The organism is Bradyrhizobium sp. CCGUVB1N3 (assembly GCF_024199925.1).
GTDB lineage: Bacteria > Pseudomonadota > Alphaproteobacteria > Rhizobiales > Xanthobacteraceae > Bradyrhizobium.
The window spans coordinates 8,988,645-9,006,099 of the sequence record NZ_JANADR010000001.1; the positions used below are offsets into that span (position 1 = coordinate 8,988,645).

At 62.5% G+C, this 17,455-nt stretch carries 15 protein-coding genes; 7 read left to right on the top strand and 8 right to left on the bottom strand.

Annotated elements, in window-relative coordinates; translation table 11 throughout:
* Positions 1-64: 64 nt before the first annotated feature.
* Positions 65-1,306: an ROK family transcriptional regulator gene (locus NLM33_RS42465; RefSeq protein WP_254104349.1), complete on the bottom strand. Its 1,242-nt coding sequence runs from the start codon at positions 1,304-1,306 to the stop codon at positions 65-67.
* A gap of 192 nt (positions 1,307-1,498) precedes the next feature.
* Here NLM33_RS42465 and NLM33_RS42470 point away from each other — a divergent pair, with 192 nt between their 5' ends.
* From NLM33_RS42470 to NLM33_RS42480, 3 genes are all read left to right on the top strand, one after another.
* A complete protein-coding gene (locus NLM33_RS42470; protein ID WP_254104350.1) occupies positions 1,499-2,518 on the top strand; it encodes a sugar ABC transporter substrate-binding protein in 1,020 nt (339 codons plus the stop codon).
* Between the two features lie 127 nt (positions 2,519-2,645).
* The gene (locus NLM33_RS42475; RefSeq protein WP_254104351.1) at positions 2,646-3,728 is read left to right on the top strand and encodes an ABC transporter permease; all 1,083 of its coding nucleotides are present in this window, start codon (positions 2,646-2,648) and stop codon (positions 3,726-3,728) included.
* Positions 3,725-4,522: an ATP-binding cassette domain-containing protein gene (locus NLM33_RS42480; RefSeq protein ID WP_254104352.1), complete on the top strand. Its 798-nt coding sequence runs from the start codon at positions 3,725-3,727 to the stop codon at positions 4,520-4,522. The genes NLM33_RS42475 and NLM33_RS42480 overlap by 4 nt, the downstream gene beginning before the upstream one ends.
* Before the next feature lie 52 nt (positions 4,523-4,574).
* Here the strand turns inward: NLM33_RS42480 and NLM33_RS42485 are convergent, their stop codons facing one another.
* Both NLM33_RS42485 and NLM33_RS42490 read right to left on the bottom strand, forming a co-directional pair.
* Positions 4,575-5,672 carry a carbohydrate kinase gene (locus NLM33_RS42485; protein WP_254104353.1) on the bottom strand — a complete coding sequence of 366 codons (1,098 nt, stop codon included), beginning with the start codon at positions 5,670-5,672 and terminating at the stop codon, positions 4,575-4,577.
* Entirely contained in the window at positions 5,578-6,825 is a 1,248-nt protein-coding gene (locus NLM33_RS42490) for an ROK family transcriptional regulator (protein WP_254104354.1), read from the bottom strand. Before NLM33_RS42490 ends, NLM33_RS42485 begins: the two co-directional genes overlap by 95 nt.
* 289 nt (positions 6,826-7,114) lie before the next feature.
* Here NLM33_RS42490 and zwf point away from each other — a divergent pair, with 289 nt between their 5' ends.
* The 3 genes from zwf (at position 7,115) to eda (ending at position 11,192) form a co-directional block, all read left to right on the top strand.
* A complete protein-coding gene (gene zwf, locus NLM33_RS42495; protein WP_254106147.1) occupies positions 7,115-8,599 on the top strand; it encodes a glucose-6-phosphate dehydrogenase in 1,485 nt (494 codons plus the stop codon).
* Between the two features lie 89 nt (positions 8,600-8,688).
* Entirely contained in the window at positions 8,689-10,521 is a 1,833-nt protein-coding gene (gene edd, locus NLM33_RS42500; RefSeq protein ID WP_254104355.1) for a phosphogluconate dehydratase, read from the top strand.
* Positions 10,518-11,192: a bifunctional 4-hydroxy-2-oxoglutarate aldolase/2-dehydro-3-deoxy-phosphogluconate aldolase gene (gene eda / locus NLM33_RS42505; RefSeq protein WP_254104356.1), complete on the top strand. Its 675-nt coding sequence runs from the start codon at positions 10,518-10,520 to the stop codon at positions 11,190-11,192. Before edd ends, eda begins: the two co-directional genes overlap by 4 nt.
* Before the next feature lie 67 nt (positions 11,193-11,259).
* On the opposite strand, the gene NLM33_RS42510 is transcribed toward eda, so the two are convergent.
* Together NLM33_RS42510 and NLM33_RS42515 are read right to left on the bottom strand one after the other, a co-directional pair.
* Positions 11,260-12,450: a hypothetical protein gene (locus tag NLM33_RS42510; RefSeq protein WP_254104357.1), complete on the bottom strand. Its 1,191-nt coding sequence runs from the start codon at positions 12,448-12,450 to the stop codon at positions 11,260-11,262.
* Positions 12,451-12,601: 151 nt separating this feature from the next.
* On the bottom strand, positions 12,602-12,946 hold the full coding sequence (locus NLM33_RS42515) for a RidA family protein (RefSeq protein ID WP_254104358.1): 345 nt from the start codon (positions 12,944-12,946) through the stop codon (positions 12,602-12,604).
* A gap of 158 nt (positions 12,947-13,104) precedes the next feature.
* On the opposite strand from NLM33_RS42515, the gene NLM33_RS42520 reads away from it, so the two are divergent.
* Positions 13,105-14,040 carry an amidohydrolase gene (locus NLM33_RS42520; protein ID WP_254104359.1) on the top strand — a complete coding sequence of 312 codons (936 nt, stop codon included), beginning with the start codon at positions 13,105-13,107 and terminating at the stop codon, positions 14,038-14,040.
* Here the strand turns inward: NLM33_RS42520 and NLM33_RS42525 are convergent.
* From NLM33_RS42525 to NLM33_RS42535, 3 genes are read right to left on the bottom strand one after another with little or no spacing between them, the layout of a single operon-like run.
* Positions 14,014-14,988, bottom strand: a complete 975-nt coding sequence (locus NLM33_RS42525) for an ABC transporter permease (protein WP_254104360.1) — start codon at positions 14,986-14,988, stop codon at positions 14,014-14,016. The genes NLM33_RS42520 and NLM33_RS42525 overlap by 27 nt on opposite strands.
* A complete protein-coding gene (locus NLM33_RS42530) occupies positions 14,985-15,947 on the bottom strand; it encodes an ABC transporter permease (protein ID WP_254104361.1) in 963 nt (320 codons plus the stop codon). Before NLM33_RS42530 ends, NLM33_RS42525 begins: the two co-directional genes overlap by 4 nt.
* Complete coding sequence (locus tag NLM33_RS42535) at positions 15,944-17,449, bottom strand: sugar ABC transporter ATP-binding protein (protein WP_254104362.1); 1,506 nt, start codon at positions 17,447-17,449, stop codon at positions 15,944-15,946. The genes NLM33_RS42530 and NLM33_RS42535 overlap by 4 nt, the downstream gene beginning before the upstream one ends.
* Between the last annotated feature and the right edge of the window lie 6 nt (positions 17,450-17,455).

Sequence of the window (17,455 nt, forward strand, 5' to 3'; positions counted from 1 at the left end):
GAGCGCAGCACTGTCCGCTTCGTCATGGCCGGTCCAGGCCATCCACGTCTTTGACAGACCACATTCATTCTTTGAACAGAACGTCATGGTCGCGCGCAAAAGTCGCCAGCAGTGGCAGAGCGGCGCCGCCGATTGCGCGCGCATCGCGACCAACCGAGCCTTCCACCACCACGGCGTCGGTGAGTCCCTGCCGGTCCATGTGTGCCCATTGCAAGTTGGTTCTCTCGACAAGGCGGCGCCGCACGTCGGCCGGAAAAGCACCGTCGATGACGATGGCTTCAAAGTCGATGACCGCCAGCAACGCAGCGATCGCCTGCGCCAGCGCCTCGGCGGCTTCGGCAATCCAGGCCTCGAGCGGCTCCTCGAAGCTCGACCAATCATCAGGCGAGAGCCAGATCTCGGTGCCGCGCAGACCGGCGGCGATCAGTCGACGCTCCAGGCGATAGATGGAGGCGGTGCGGATCAACTGTTGGAGGCTGGTCTCGCCGCTCTCTTCCCGTCGCATGATCGGCAACGAGCCGAGCGCTCCGGCGTTGCCGCTACGACCCGGAAACAGACTGCCGTTCAGAACGATGCCGCCGCCGACGAATGTGCCGACATAAAAATAGGCGAAGTCGCGGTAGGTTGCTCCCGCGCCGAAGGTGAGTTCGGCCGCACATGCCGACGTTGCGTCGTTGTGGACGCGGATCGGCCATGTGCCGAAGCGGCGCGAGAGTTCGGTGGCCACGTTGAAGTCGCGCCACCTGCCGAGCACGCCGGGCGGCGTTTGCAGATCCGCCTCCCAATTCCACAATTCAAACGGCATCGCGACGCCGATGCCGCTGATCCTGCCTTGCAGATTCTCCGGCACTGCGGCGAGAAGGTTTGGCATCTCGCGTTCCGCAAAGGCCATGATGTCCTCAGGCAAGGGGAAGGCGTAGATCGTGCGGCGCCTGGCGCGGATGCCGGCGATGAAGTCCATCAACACCAGATCGGAGCTGCGCCGGCCGATCATCAGACCGAGCCCGAAAGCGCCGTCTGGATTGAGCGAGTAGGGGACGGACGGCTGGCCAATGCGACCCCGCTGCGGCTCGCCGGCGAGCAGCAGTCCGTCTGCTTCCAGCCGGTTGATGATGACCGTCGTGGTCTGTGTCGACAGGCCGGTCAGGCGCGCGATCTCGACCTTGGCGAGGCTGCGATGGCGCCGGATGAGGGAGAGGATCAGGCGCTCGTTGTAAAGTCTCACCCCAGTCTGGGTGGTGCCGCGGCTTCCGCCCATCAGCGTCACCGGCGGGTTGGCCCCGGCGCCCGGCGCTGTTTCATCCATCCTTGGCTCCCAAACCCTTGAGCTGTCTAACTTTCACGGCAGCCTAACGGGCACAATGAACGGAGAGAAGTTAGGCGTCAATTAATAAATCGGAATGATTTATTTATTGACTCGGAGGTTTTGATGCTCCTAGGATCACCAAACACGCGGGTCGAACCGCTTACCAAACAAACGTCCCACGGGAGGGGATCAATGCGTCAGTCATTCGGGCTATTCACCGCACTCGTGCTTGCTCTTGGCGCTACCGGCGCTTCGGCGGCCGACAAGCCGATCGTTGGGCTCATCACCAAGACCAACACCAATCCGTTCTTTGTGAAGATGAAGGCGGGTGCCGACGAAGCCGCCAAGGCCAATGACGTCGAGCTGCGCTCCTTCGCCGGCAAGGTCGATGGCGACAATGAGAGCCAGGTGGCGGCCATCGAGAATCTGATCGCCGCCGGTGCCAAAGGCATCCTGATCACGCCGAACGACTCCCGCGCCATCGTGCCGGCCGTCGAGAAGGCGCGCGCGGCGGGCATTCTGGTCATTGCCCTCGATACGCCGCTCGATCCGCCGAATGCGGCCGATGCAACCTTTGCCACCGACAATTTCCTGGCGGGTCAGTTGATCGGCCAGTGGGCCGCGAAGACGCTCGGTGCCAAGGCGGCATCCGCGAAGATCGCGCTTCTGGACCTCAACGTGAACCAGATCTCGGTCGACGTCGCTCGGGATCAGGGCTTCCTGAAAGGCTTTGGCATCGATCTCGGCAACCCCGCCAAGATCGGCGACGAGAAGGATGCGCGCATTGTCGGGCATGATGTGACCCTTGGCAGCGAGGAAGGTGGCCGCAAGGCCATGGAAAACCTGCTGCAAAAGGACCCCGGCATCTCGCTCGTCTACACCATCAACGAGCCTGCCGCAGCGGGCGCCTACGAGGCCTTGCGTTCCGTCGGCCGCGACAAGGACGTGGTGATTGTTTCCGTCGACGGCGGTTGCCCGGGTGTGCGCAACGTAAAGGATGGCGTGATCGGTGCCACGTCGATGCAGTTCCCGCTGCTGATGGCGGCGAAAGGCGTCGAGGCGGTGAAAGCGTTCGCCACCGGTGGTGGAAAGCCAAAGGCTTCGCCCGGACTCGATTTCTTCAACACTGGTGTCGAGCTCGTCACCGACAAGCCGGTAGGGGATCTGCCGTCGATTGACGGCGCTGCCGCCTTGAAGAAATGCTGGGGCTGATCGCCTCCCCGACCTTTGACCTCTGGCAAGGAGAGGCGCCCGGAATCCGGGCGCCGGATAACAGCGGAGACTTTCGCCCTCAGCGTCGCGATGGGCGGGTCTTACGCATGCAACGAGGAAAACGGCCATGACCGATATCGGCGACAGCCGACCCGCTGCCCAGGCCTTCGAGCTTCTCGCCGACAAGAGCGACGCGCGCGTGGCTGAATTCGAGGTGCGTACAAGATCGCCGCTGCAGAAGCTTCAACACTTTCTGCATGCCAATCCGACCGCGGTGCCGGCGATCGTGCTCCTGCTCGGCGTTGCGGCGTTCGGGCTCATCGTCGGCCCGCGGTTTCTGTCGATGTTCAATCTGTCGCTGATCATCCAGCAGGTCACGATCATTGGCGTAATCGGCGTGGCCCAGACCTTGATCGTAATCACCGCCGGCATCGATCTGTCGGTTGGCGCCATCATGGTGCTGTGCTCCGTGATCATGGGCAAGCTTGCGGTCACCATGGGCCTCGCCGCTCCACTGGCGCTCGTGATCGGCATTGCCGTTGGCGCAGGCTGCGGGGCCCTCAATGGCACGCTTGTCACACGCGTGAAGCTGCCGCCCTTCATCGTGACGCTCGGGACCTGGTCGATCTTTTTCGCTCTCAATCTCTGGTACTCGGCCTCGGAAACCATCCGTTCGCAGGAAGTGGCGAAAGCAGCTCCGTTGCTGCAGATGCTCGGAAAACCGGTGGACGTTCTGGGGGCCCGCTTTACCTATGGTTCCTTCTTCATGCTGGGGCTCATTGCCCTGATCTGGTTCGTGCTCAATCGCACGGCCTTCGGCCGCCATCTCTATGCGGTTGGCGACGATCCCGATGCCGCGCGGCTCGCGGGCATCAGGACCGACCGCATCCTGTTCTCCGTCTATGTGATTGCCGGCATGATTTGCTCGCTCGGCGCCTGGGCTCTGATCGGGCGCATCGGCTCGATCAGCCCGCAGGCTGGCCAGACGGCCAATCTCGACAGCATCACGGCGGTGGTGGTCGGTGGCGCCAGCCTTTTCGGCGGGCGCGGATCGATCATCGGCACGCTGATCGGCGCCCTGATCGTGGGCGTGTTTCGAAACGGGCTCGCGCTGTCCGATGTGGACGTGCTCTGGCAGGAATTCGCCGTCGGCTGGTTGATCATCATCGCCGTGGCGCTTGATCAGTGGATCCGCAAGGTGTCGGCATGAGCATGGCTGCGAACGTTCAGAACTCCGAGCCGCTCGTGCAGGCGCGCGGCCTCATCAAGCGCTATGGCCGCGTGACGGCGCTCGATCATGCCGACTTCGATCTCTATCCGGGCGAAATCCTGGCCGTGATCGGAGACAACGGCGCAGGAAAATCCTCACTCATCCGCGCGCTTTCGGGCGCGCTCGTTCCTGATGCCGGCGAGATCAGGCTCGATGGCAGGCCGGTTGTACTCCGCTCGCCGCTCGACGCGCAGGCCGCCGGCATCGAGACCGTTTATCAAACGCTCGCGCTGTCGCCGAGCCTTTCGATCGCCGACAACATGTTTCTCGGCCGGGAATTGCGCCGGCCGGGTCCGCTCGGCTCGATCTGCCGCATGCTTGACCGCAAGGCCATGCAGCGCATCGCCCGCCAGAAGCTCACCGAGCTTGGTCTCATGACCGTGCAGAGCATCAACCAGCGTGTCGAGACGTTGTCGGGTGGTCAACGCCAGGGCGTGGCGGTCGCAAGAGCCGCGGCTTTCGGCTCGCGTGTGGTGATCATGGACGAACCAACCGCGGCGCTCGGCGTCAAGGAATCGCGTCGTGTGCTGGAATTGATCCTCGACGTGCGAAGGAGGGGCGTTTCAGTGGTCCTGATCAGCCACAACATGCCGCACGTGTTCGAGATTGCCGATCGCATCCACATCCATCGGCTTGGCCGGCGACTGACGGTGATAGATCCCAAGTCCTATACGATGTCGGACGCGGTGGCTTTCATGACAGGCGCACGAGTACCTGCCGAGGTCGCGGCCTAAAGGACGCGAGCGCTACGATCCACCATTTTGGGACGCTTATCGGTTGCGGCGCTTATTGTCCGATGCGAGAGGCGACTTCTGCTTTTGTCGGCAAATCCGCACCTTGTCGGGAGCAAGTGATCGCGGCCGCTGTCACGGCGAAATCAATTGCGCGAGCCAGCTCCGGCGCGGTCAAATCCGCGATACGTTCTTTGCTCAGTTTGCCTGAGTTATTGAGATAGCTCAAAATCGCGGCGTGGAAGGTGTCCCCAGCGCCGACGGTATCGATGACGCTGATCGGCTTTCCCGGCACCGAGAATTTTCCGCCACGTTTCAGATAGCCGGTCGCGCCATTGCCGCCGTGCGTGACGAGAACAATCGAAGGACCCGATGCAAACCAGCCGGCGACGACCTCGTCGATGTCAGCGTCCTCGCCGTAAGCGACGGCGATATCTTCCTCGCTTGCCTTGACGATATCTGCGATCGACAGGAAGGCGCCGAAGCGCCTCTTCCAATCCTCGAGGTTGGGTGTGACGGTCGGGCGCAAATTAGGGTCGACCGATATCACGCGATGGGCAGCTTCGCGCCGAGCGAGTGCGAGATAGGCATCGGCAACGGGCGCCACGGCGAGCGTGTAGGATCCAAACGTGAGCGCGCAAACGTCGGCCGGTAGTGACCCCGGTAGCGTGTCGATGCCGACGTCCCGGTCCGCCTTGCCTTCGCCGTGGAACGAATAGTTCGGCTGTCCCGAGGAATCGGTCGTAACGATTGAAATCGTCGTCAGGCGATCCGAGTTGATGACGTAATCGAGAACGACCCGCTCCGATTCCAGCCTTCGTCGCAGGGCCACGCCAAAACGGTCGGAGGAAATCCCGCCGCAAAACGCTGCTCTTTCCTCAAGCCGCGCGAGGCCAATGGCCACATTCAGCGGGGAACCACCCAAGGTGACCCGCGCAGTGAGGCCGGAATCCGGCCCTTCATCGACGAACAAGTCCGCCAGGGCTTCACCGCACACGAGGATCATCGGCGACAATTTCCATTGGCTGACCTGAGCAAGAGACCGATTCCCCTCCGCACTAGGTATCTCCTTTGAAGAGTACATTCTGGTCGAGGAGAAAACGGGCGAAGAAGGGTAGGCTCGCGGCGCCCATCGTACGGGCGCTGGCTCCAATCGCCCCTTCGCCAATCTCGAACGGTGCAAGCCCTTGCAGGTCGGAGGCGCCTTTTTTCTCGCGCACAAGAGTGACGAGCCGCTGCCGGATGTGGGCTGGAAAGCCACCGTCGATAACGACCTGGCTGAAGTCGAGCACCGATGCCGATGCGACAATCGCTTGTGCGAGGCTATCCGATGCTTCTTCGAGCCACTCATCGAGAATCGGGCCGAGGCTTTCCCAGTCCTGCGATCTGAAGAAGGCGATGGGGTCCAGATTGGCGGCGATGAGACGTTTTTCCAGGCTGTGCAGCGACGCCGAATGAATCAGCTGCCGCCTTTCGGCAATTCCCGTGCTTGTGTTCTTGACGAGCACCGGCATTGAGCCGAGCGCGCCGGCGTTTCCCTGACGTCCCGCATAGAGCTCGCCATTGATAACGACGCCGCCGCCGGCAAAATAACCAACGAAGATATAGAGGAAATCCTCATATTCGCGGCCACTGCCGAAAGTCAGCTCGGCGCCGCAGGCGGCTGTTGCGTCATTCGAGATCGAGACGGGCAGGCCGCTGAGAGACTCGAGCTCGGCCTGCAGATTGCAGTTGCGCCAGGCTTCGAGCGAAGCATGGGGTGCGCCGACTTCGCTGCGCCAATTCCACAATTCGAAAGGGACCGCAACGCCAAGACCGACGATCCTTTGCTTCTGCTCGCCGCTTAATTTTCCGGTGAGCTCGATCAGACTGGCGGCGGTGAACGCCAGGAGATCGCCGACATCCGGGTAGGCGAAGGAACAATGGATCTGATCGCGAACCGATCCGGCGAAGTCCATCAGCATGAGGCTCGCGGTGCGCCGGCCGATATGCAGGCCGAGCGCATAGGCGCCGTCGGGGTTGAGCTTCAAGGGAACGGAGGGCTGCCCGACGCGACCGCGATTGGGCTCCATGCGAAGCAGCAATCCGTCGGATTCCAGCGCCCTGACGATGACGGAGGCGGTCTGGGCCGAAAGGCCGGTCAACCTTGCGATCTCGGCCTTCGGTAAACTGGAAAACCGGCGGACGAGGGAAAGAACAAGCCGCTCGTTGTAAGCGCGAACGCCAACCAGATTTGTGCCGCGAGATCTCTCCCCGGCCAGCGGGGCCACGGCTCCTTCAGGGGTCATCGGGTCAGTCGAAGACATGCGCAAATTCTCGAATTCGGCTCTGAGGGAGACGCAAATGTCTCTTCTGGGGCCTGCCCCGGCGCTTAACACGGGGCAAGGGGTGCGTCAATTAATAAACCAAAATGATTTATTTATTGACAAAGCGGCGGGAGGATGGGAAGGTCGGCCCACGGACTTGGGCCATTTCGGCGACGTGTTTGCGAGGAGGGCGAGTCCGGGCAGATCGCGGCAGCTCCGCGATGTCGAGCCGACCCTACGGATGACGGCACAGTCCGATCGCCGCGAACATGGGACAGCTGTCTTGAAAATGATCACGCAAGCTCTTCAAGTCGAACCTTTCGATCTGGTGGTTTTCGGCGGGACTGGCGATCTGTCTTATCGCAAGCTCTATCCGGCGCTGTTTCGTCGTCAGCATGAAGGTCAGCTTTCACCGGGAACGCGCGTCATCGCCGTATCGCGGCAGCGGATGAGCAGGCAGGAATTCGCCGTCGCCGTCGGCGATGCCCTGAAACGCTTCGATCCAGCCCGCGCTTCCAATCCTGACGCGCTCGCAAGCTTTGTCGACCTGCTGGATTACGTCATCGTGGACGCGGGCGGCGATCTCGGTTGGGCGGACCTCAAAGCGAACCTTGGCGACGATCCGGCGCGCGTTCGGGCGTTCTATTTGGCCACGTCGCCGGACTTGTTCGGAAAGATTGCCGATCGGCTTTCGGCCCATCAATTGATCACGAGCGCGACGCGCGTGATCGTCGAGAAACCCATCGGCAAGGATGGCGCGTCGGCCGCCGAAATCAACGACGCGCTCGGCGCGGTGTTTGGCGAAAACCAGATTTTCCGCATCGATCACTATCTCGGCAAGGAGACGGTGCAGAATCTCATGGCGTTGCGTTTCGCCAACGCCTTGTTCGAGCCTCTATGGAACTCCGGTCATATCGATCACATCCAGATAACGGTGTCCGAAAGCATCGGCGTCGAGAGCCGCGCCGGCTATTACGACAAGTCGGGAGCGTTGCGCGACATGGTGCAGAACCATCTCCTGCAACTGCTTTGTCTCGTGGCGATGGAGCCGCCGGCCTCGCTCACGGCCGACGCGGTGCGCGATGAAAAGCGCAAGGTGCTCCAGTCGCTGCTGAAGATCGACGCGAGCAATGCTTCGGAACGGACCGTGCGGGGGCAATATCGTGCGGGCGCGGCGTTTGGCGAAGCGGTGCGCGGTTATGCCGAGGAAGTTGGGGACTCCGAGAGCGTCACCGAGACCTTCGTGGCGCTGAAGCTCGAAATCGAGAACTGGCGCTGGGCGGGGGTGCCGTTCTATCTGCGTACCGGCAAGAGACTGCCCGAACGCATCTCCGAGATCGTCGTCACCTTCCGGAAGGCCCCGCATGCGCTATTCGCGGCCGACGCGGGCAGGGTTCATCAGACCAAGCTCGTCATCCGGCTTCAACCCGATGAAGGCATCAAGCTCTGGCTGATGATCAAGGAACCGGGACCAGGTGGATTCCGACTTCAGCATGTATCGCTCGACATGAGCTTCTCGAAAGCCTTTGGGGGCCATGCGCCCGAGGCCTATGAGCGGTTGCTGATGGACGTGATCCGCGGCAACGCCACCCTGTTCATGCGACGCGATGAAGTCGAAGCAGCCTGGGCATTCATCGATCCAATCCGTCAAGCCTGGTCGGACTCGAAAGAGCCGCCGCGCCCCTATGTCGCCGGCAGTTGGGGACCCTCGGCCGCGATTGCGCTTATCGAGCGCGATGGTCGGACGTGGGTCGAGGACGGTGAATGGGCGTAACGAGCCAGAAGGAATTGCTGGCGCCGAGAGCCTTCTAAACAAGTGAGCGCTGAACCCAAGCAGTTCACCCAAGAGATTGAGGATAAGGCATGGCCATCTTGAACGAGAGAATTGGCGAGGTCACCGAGGCGATTGCCAGGCGCAGCCGGGACGCGCGGTCGCGCTATCTCGATCGCATCGCCAGCGCAGCATCCGCCGCGCCTCAGCGGCGACGCTTGGGGTGCGCCAATCAAGCGCATGGTTTCGCGGCTTGCGCGGCAAGCGACAAGGATGCGTTGCGCCAGGGCGGCACTCCGAATTTGGGTATTGTGACCGCCTACAATGACATGCTCTCCGCTCACAAACCCTATGAGCATTATCCCGAACTGATCCGGTCGGAGGCGCGCGCGATCGGCGCGACCGCCCAGGTTGCGGGCGGCGTTCCCGCAATGTGCGACGGGATTACTCAGGGCGAGGCCGGAATGGAGCTTTCCCTGTTTTCACGCGACGTTATTGCGCTGTCGGTCGCGGTCGCCTTGTCGCACCAAACATTCGATGCGGTTGCGCTCCTTGGCGTTTGCGACAAGATTGTGCCTGGCCTCGTGATTGGCGCGCTGTCGTTTGGGCATTTGCCGGCGATTTTCATTCCCTCGGGACCGATGCCATCGGGCATTCCGAACGCCGAAAAGAACCGTGTTCGCCAGCTTTTCGCCGAGGGCAAGGTCGATCGAGCTGCTCTGTTGGAAGTCGAGGCGCGATCCTATCATGCGCCGGGCACCTGCACGTTCTACGGCACGGCCAACACCAATCAGATGCTCCTGGAATTCATGGGCCTGCAGATGCCAGGCGCATCCTTCGTCAACCCGGACACGCTCCTGCGCGACGCACTGACCCGAGCGGCCGTCCGACAAGTCATCGGCCTCAGCGCATTGGGCTCGCAGTTCTTGCCTGTCGGCCGCATGATCGACGAGCGTTCCTTCGTCAATGCGATGGTGGGCCTCGCCGCGACGGGCGGGTCGACGAACGCTGTGATACATCTTGTTGTGATGGCGGCGGCGGCGGGATTGACATTGGACCTGCGCGATTTCGAACGGGTTGCTGAAGTCGCCCCGTTGCTGGCGCGGGTCTATCCAAATGGCCCCGCAGACGTGAATCAATTTCATGCCGCCGGCGGCACGATCTTTGTCATCCGCGAATTGCTCGATGCAGGGCTGCTGCATGCGGACGCCGCAACTGCCTTTGCCGGGACATTGGCCTCGTACCGCCAGGAGCCGATTCTCAGCAACGCTGGCGCAGTTGTCTGGCGAGAAGGGCCGTCCACCAGCGCCGATGATGCGATTCTGCGCGGCGTCGAGAGGCCCTTCAGCCCCACCGGCGGCTTGAGGATTCTCGAAGGTGATGTTGGCAGGGCGGTCATCAAGACCTCCGCTGTCGCGCCTGAAAGGCATGTTATCGAGGCGCCAGCGCTGGTGTTCCATTCGCAGGAGGAGTTGCAGGCGGCCTTCAAGGCCGGAAAACTCGAGCGTGATTTCATCGCCGTGATCCGCTTTCAGGGCCCGCGCGCGATCGGCATGCCGGAACTCCACAAGCTGATGCCACCGCTTGGCGTCCTGCAGGATCGCGGCTTCAAGGTTGCGCTGGTCACCGACGGCCGGATGTCGGGCGCCTCAGGCAAAGTGCCCGCTGCGATCCATCTCACACCGGAAGCGCTCGACGGAGGCCCGATCGCCAAAATTCGTGACGGTGACTTCATGCGCCTGGATGCAGTCGCGGGAACGTTGACCGTTCGGGTGCCTGCCGACGAATGGGCGGCCCGTCCGCTTGCCAGCGAAGATCTGTCGGCCTCTCATGTCGGAATCGGCCGCGAACTCTTCTCCCAATTGCGCGCGTCCGCCGGCCCTGCAGATCGTGGTGCCAGCATTTTCCGGGGATTGAATGCATGACGTCTTTTCTTCCGCAGAGCAGGCTCAAGGACATTTTGTGCCGCGCGCCGGTCGTTCCGGTCGTGGTGATCGAAAAGCTGGTCGACGCCACTTCATTGGCGCGTGCCCTTGTCGCTGGTGGCCTGTCCGCCATCGAAGTGACCCTGCGTACGGAGGCCGCACTCGAAGCGATCCGCATCATTGCCGCTGAGGTCGAGGGCGCGGTTGTCGGCGCTGGTACGGTGCTCAGCCCTCGCCAGTTGGAGGCGGCGCGTGAAGCCGGCGCGCGCTTTGCGGTGTCGCCCGGTGCGACAGAGGCCTTGCTCAACGCGGCGGGCGCCTTGGAAATGCCGCTTCTGCCCGGAGCCGCCAGTGCTTCAGAGGCCATGGCACTGATCGCACGCGGTTATCAATTTGCAAAATTCTTTCCGGCCGAGCCCGCCGGCGGGATTCCCTATCTGAAGGCGCTGGCATCGCCGTTACCTCAACTGCAGTTTTGCCCGACTGGCGGGCTGACGCCGGAAACCGCCCCGAATTACCTCGCACTCCCTAACGTGATCTGCGTCGGCGGCTCCTGGATGCTCAGGCCCCAAGCGATCGCTGCACGCGACTGGGAGGCTGTGACTGCAGCCAGCAAGCAAGCGGCAGGATTGCACAAAATAAAACGACAAGCAGGGCCGCTGCCGATTTGACGCGTAGTCTGCCGGTTACATCAACCGGCGATTTTGCGCTTCAAACGACGATTTCCTGCAATGGCGTTCACCCGGCGGGTGGCCCTTCGAGCGTCCGGCCGATCCAGTCCAGCCGAGACGCTGGGACGAGACCGTAGTTGTAGAAGTTCAGCCCTTTGGCGCCTGCCTTTACGCAGGCGTCGGCTTGGCGTCTCAGGCCTTCGACGCCGGTGACGTCATGCGGGAACACGCGGAGCCCGGCGCCAAGAAACTTTTCGTTCCCAAGCGCGACTTTGCCCTGCGTCAAGGTCGCAGCGCATTCATCCGGCGAACGTCCATAGACGCAAAGAATCGCCCCGTCGCAGACCTTGCCTATCGCTTCGAGATCGCAGCCTCCGAGCCAGCCGTTGGCAACATCAATCAAGACGATGCGACTGTCCGCGTGTGCACGAGCTTTCATCTCGGCGATGAGACTCGTCACCGGCTCCGTTCGCCAAAGGAGATACTCATAGAGCGCTGGAAATTGGCGAAAGCTGTCGAGACCGCTGCCGGGAAATTCCGGAAAGCGCGGTTGCGGCGTCTCGCGCTCGCACGCCTCGACGATCCATTGTGCGACCAGACGGCGCGCCGCCTCGACGTCGACGCCGGCTGCCCCGGCGCGGACGCGACAGCTTTCGCAGAAGCAGAGCGATAAAGCGAAATCGTCCTCGGCCGTCAGGCCGACGCCGTCTTTCTCGTGATGGAACTCATGAGCGAAGCCCATGAAGGACGGACTCTCGAGTTCGACGATGTCCGGGCGGTAGGCGTGAGTGACGTCCTCGACCAGGGCGCAGACATAGGCGCGTGCGTCGGGATGGGACGGGCAGAGACTATAATAGTTCGGATCGCCGAACGCATTGCGCGTCGTGATCCCGGGGTAGAGAAGTCCAAGGCGTGTATTGTGTAGGCACACCGTCCAGCAACAGACTTTCAGGCCACCGGCGTCGCGACGACGCACGAGTTCACGCAAGACGTCCCCGCCTTGTGCGATGACATCGGCGACCTTCGGTCGGATCGTCACTCCATCCCAACGTGACGGCGTCGGATGAAAGTAGATCGTCCCGTCTTCGGGAAAATAGGCCTTGCGGACCGGGCTGCGCGGTTGAAGGAAGCGGCCCGCGTGGTAGGACGTCGCGAAACTCACGCTGTTCAAGCCGGCGCGGTCGCGCAGTTCGTCGATAACTTGATCGGCGCCAATATCCAGTATGTCCCAGGCGTAAGTCCACATTGAGCGATGCATCGGTAGCCTTTCAGCGGGGAATCACTTTGTTGGCAGAGATGGAATCTGCATGCGTCGATACTATCGCCGCTGCGGGCCGGATGATCTTTCACCATCAAGCCAGAATTGCTCGCTTTGGAATCTCAGGGACCTGAACAAGTCAAATCGCCGCCTACAGCGCCGCGATGGCGGTTATCTCGATGCGCAAGTCCGGGTCGGCGAGCCGTGCCTCGACGCAGGCCCGTGCCGGCGGCCTCTCCGGATCGACCCAGGCGTCATAGATGCGGTTCATCGCTTCGAAATCGGTGATATGCGGCAGGAAGACGTTCACCGCAACCAGTCTGGACTTGTTGGTTCCGGCTTCGGCCAGCAGAGCGTCGATCTTGGCGAGAACGTCTCGTGTTTGATCCTCGATGCCGGCCTTGCGATTGTCGGCGACTTGGCCGGCGATATGAACCGCGCCATTGTACATCACCGCCTGTGCCATCCGTGGGCTGACTTTGTAGTGTTTCATCATTGCAAGTCCTTGCCATGGTGGAATCGAACGATTGGTCGACCTGACCGAAAGCGGTCGGAGTCCCATCGTGCGCGACCGCCGTCATCGCTCTTGCCCTTCGCGCGCGACCGCGTAAATTCGAAGCGGGCGACGACGCCTTTCGTGGAGCCAGCGCGACGTTGAGGTATGACGGTCCCATCATCGACGCACATCATCACCTTTGGGACCTGAGCCTCGGCCGGCATCATTGGCTCGCGGTCAGCGCCGGTCAACGTGGCGGTCTCGGTGACCTTGCGTCTCTCCGACGCAACTATCTGCCCGAGGACTATCGCCGCGATGCGGTGCGGCAAAACGTCGTCGGCAGCGTTCACGTGGAAGCCGGTTGGGCGAGCGACGACTGCCTCGGTGAAACGCGGTGGCTCGAAACGCTCGACAAGACGAATCGCATCGCGGACCGCTATGTCGTTCACGTTCCGCTGGCGAGCGCGCAAGCGCCGGCCTTGATCGAGGCACAGGCGCGCTTTTCGCGCGTTGTTGGCGTCCGCGATATCTTGAGTTGGAGCGAGGACCCCGCGCGCCGTTTCGCCGCTCGGGGTGATTTCATCGACGATCCGCAATGGCGCTCCGGCCTCGCACGGCTTAAGTCTCACGAACTTGCCTTCGAGCTGATGGTCTTCCCCGATCAGCTTGCTCAGGCGGAAAAATTGGAACGGGACTTTCCGAACCAGCTTCTCGTTCTCAACCATTGCGGAAGCCCGATCGACCGCGATCCCGAGGGCATGCTGCGTTGGCGAAAGGCTCTCGCGAGCCTGGGCCGCGCACCCAATGTGTCGATCAAGATATCCGATCTCGTGGCCTATGATCATCACTGGACGCTCGAAAGTCTGGCCGAAGTGGTCCTCCACTGCCTCGAGTGTTTCGGTGTCGCGCGAGCGATGTTTGCCAGCGACTTCCCAGTCGCGAGGCTGCACGCTTCGTTCGATGAGGTGTACGAGGCCTTCAAGACCATCGTCTCCCAGCTTTCTGCCGACGAGCAAACGGCTCTGTTCTTTGCCAATGCGGCGCGCTTCTATCGGTTCGACGCCTCGTCATCTTCGACGCGTCTCTCGACCTGAGACCAGGAGCAGAGCGAGGATGAGCGATCCGAAGAGGATGCTTCGCCACCCCGGCGAGGCATTGACCACCGTGATGAGCGCTGTGATCGTCACGAGAAGAATGGCGCCGGGAATCGAGCCGGCGTATGTGCCCGAACCGCCGATGATCGAGGTGCCACCCAGAACGACCGCTGCGATCGACGAGAGAAGGTATGGATCACCGATCCCGACGTAACCCTGCCCGTTCATGCCAAGGAGGAGAAGACCCGTCATCCCGGCGGTCAGGCCGCTGATCGCGTAAGCGGCGACGGTCGTCGAGCAGACATTGACGCCGGAGAGGGTCGCTGCGAGCGAATTGGCGCCGAGCGCAAAGATGCGCGCGCCGAACGGCGTCGCGTGTAGCGCGAGAAGCGAAAGGATCGACGAGACGGTCCAGACCAGGACGCCGGAAGGGACGCCCCCCGGTCGGGCGGAGCCGAGCCACTCGAGCAATGGACTCTGTGCTGAAACCGCGCTGCCGCCCGCAAGCAAGATCAAAAGACCTTGCAGAAAGGTCGCCATGGCCAAGGTCATGATCATGGGATGGGCGCGCAAGAAAGCGACACCGATTCCGTTGAGGGCCCCGATCACGGTCGCAGCGGCTAGGGTAATAATAGCTGCGAACGCACCACTCTCGTCGCCGGCAAATGAGACGAGAGGGACGCCGACTGCGCTGACCGTGATGATGGCGCCGACGGAAAGGTCGATGCCGCCTGCAATGACGACGAACGTCTGCCCAATAGCGGCGAGACCGACGACGGCGCCTAGCTCGACGAGATAGCGGAGATGGCCAAAGGCCCCGAAACCGGGCTTCACGAAGGACGCTGCGATCCATAGGGCGGCGACGATCAGAATCGTCAGGAAAGGCCGGCTCATCAGCAGCGCGCGCCCCTGGAACTTTGGAAAGCGGACCGTCTCTGTTGGCCTCATAACGAGCTCCTACGCGCCGTAAATTCCGGCAGCGCGACGGCGCCGACGATGATCAGGCCTTGCGCGATGTAATGTGCGACCGGCGGGAAGCCGAGGAAATACATCACGTTGATCATGACGCTGAGGAGAAGGCTGCCGGCAACCGCGCCCCGCATCGCTCCGCGGCCGCCGAGAAAGCCGACGCCGCCGAGGACCGCCGCCGCAATCGAGTTGAGCGTGAATGCTTCGCCGATCACCGGATCGCCCGAACCTGTTTGTGCGGCGACGAAGAGGCCCGCGCAAGTCGAGAGCAGCCCGCTGACGGCATAGGCGGCGATCCGTGCCGCGTCGACGGGTACGCCGGCGCGGTACGCGCTGACGGAATTTTCGCCCGCCGCGTAGAGACTAAGGCCAAGGGGCGTAGCGAGATAGAGTTTCCAGAGGACGACGGCGAGGATGACGAGCAATGCCGCCACGGGCGTCTCGCCGGCAAGCGAATCCGACAACCATGCGGGGATCGCGCCGCCCGGTCTTGGCAAGATCAGCAGGGCGGCGCCGCCAACTATGAAAGAGGCAGCGAGCGTGACGACGATGGCGGGCAGGCCAAGACGCACGACGATTATTCCGCAAGCCGCGCCGGTGACGAGGCCTGCGACAATCACCAAAGCCGCGCCACCGGCGACGCCGAGCGGCCCGGCCATCGTGGTCGCGGCGATGACCGCGCCCAGGCTGACCATCGCGCCGATCGCCAGGCTGACGCCGCCGGCAAGCATGAGAATTGCTTGTGCCATCGAGACCAGCACGAGCGGCAGCCAGCTCTGCGAAAATTTCGCGACGCCGCTCACGCTGATGAGGCCGGGGAAGAGATAGGCGTAAAGAGCCAGAAATGCCGCCACGACGGTCAAGAGGCCTTTGACGCCACGGTTGCGCTGTCGTTGTGCCGGCCAATAGAGCCGCGGTGCACTTCCGGCCGCGCTCATGCCGCCGTCCTCATGAGGTTTGCGCCCATCGAGGCGGCCACGATGGCCTCTTCACTCAGGGCCTCGCGTTCAATGGTGGCGACGATCCGCCCCTCGCGCATCACGGCGACACGGTCGCAAAGATGAACGAGCTCGGGCGTATCGGAGCTTGAAAGAACGATCGCCTTGCCTTCGCCGGCCAGACGGCGCAGCAGCGCGTAGATTTCGCGCTTTGTTTCGACGTCCACACCCCGCGTCGGGTCGTTCAGCAACAGAACTTGAGGCTCGGCTGGCGTCCATTTCGCCAGCGCCACTTTCTGCTGGTTGCCGCCGGACAATGCCTGCACTTGCCGCGTGAGATCGCCTTTGATCGTGAAGCGGTCGGCGAGCGCGCTGGCGAGCGCGCGCTCTTTCGATCGATCGCGCAACGACAGCCCAAATGCGCGCGCGAAGCTTGGCAGCATGAGGTTCCAGCCGATGCTGTGAATGAGATGAAGACCTTCGCGTTTGCGATCAGCCGGCACATAGGCGAGGCCCAGCGCGTTAGCCTTGCGAACCGACGAGGGAAGGGTCGGCCGGCCATTGAAGTCTGCGGTCAGCGCGGAGGCGGGCAGGGCGCCATAGAGGCTGAGGAGCAAATCCTCTTGTCCTTGCCCGACCAATCCGCCGACGCCGAGAACTTCGCCGCGCCGGATCGAAATATCGATGTTGCGCAAGACGCCGGCGGAAAGACCCGAGACAGACACGATCGGATCGCGCTCTGCCGTCGGTGTCCAGGCGGGGAAGAGGTGGCCGGTGTCGCGACCGACCATCAGCCGTACCAGATCAGCGGCCTCGACGCCCTCGATCGACCGGTCCGCAGTTACGACGCCGTCCTTGAGGACGGTGACGTGTTGGCACAACCGCATGATTTCGTTGAGCCGATGCGAGATGTAGAGAATGGCGACGCCCTTCGCGCAGAGGCGGTCGAGCAAGCCCGTCAGCGTCTCGACCTCGTGCGCGGACAAGGACGATGTCGGCTCATCGAGAATGAGAACGCGCGGCTCTCGAAACAACGCCTTGGCGATCTCGACCATCTGGCGCCGGCCAAGCGGCAGATCGCCAACCGGGGTCGCCAAATCCTCGTCGAGTCCGACGAGGTCCATCGCCGCTCGCGCGCGCCTGGCGAGGCAGCGATAGTCTATCAGTCCATAGCGGCGCGGCAGCGCGCCAAGGCCGATGTTCTCGGCGATGGAGAGCTGGCTGGTGAGGCCGAGCTCCTGTTGAACCACCGCGACGCCCGCACGATGCGCATCGTGGGGATTGAGCCCGCGAAACGAGCGGCCGTCGATTTCCACGACACCCTCGTCGGGGAGCAGTGCCCCCGACAGGATATTGATCAGCGTCGACTTGCCCGCTCCGTTCTCGCCGAGCAGCGCGTGAATCCGGCCCGGCTGAAGCGCGATGGACACGTCGCGGAGCACGGCATTCCCGAAGAACGACTTCGACACGCCACGTGCGGCAAGGGTCGGAGCAGGCGTCATCTTGGT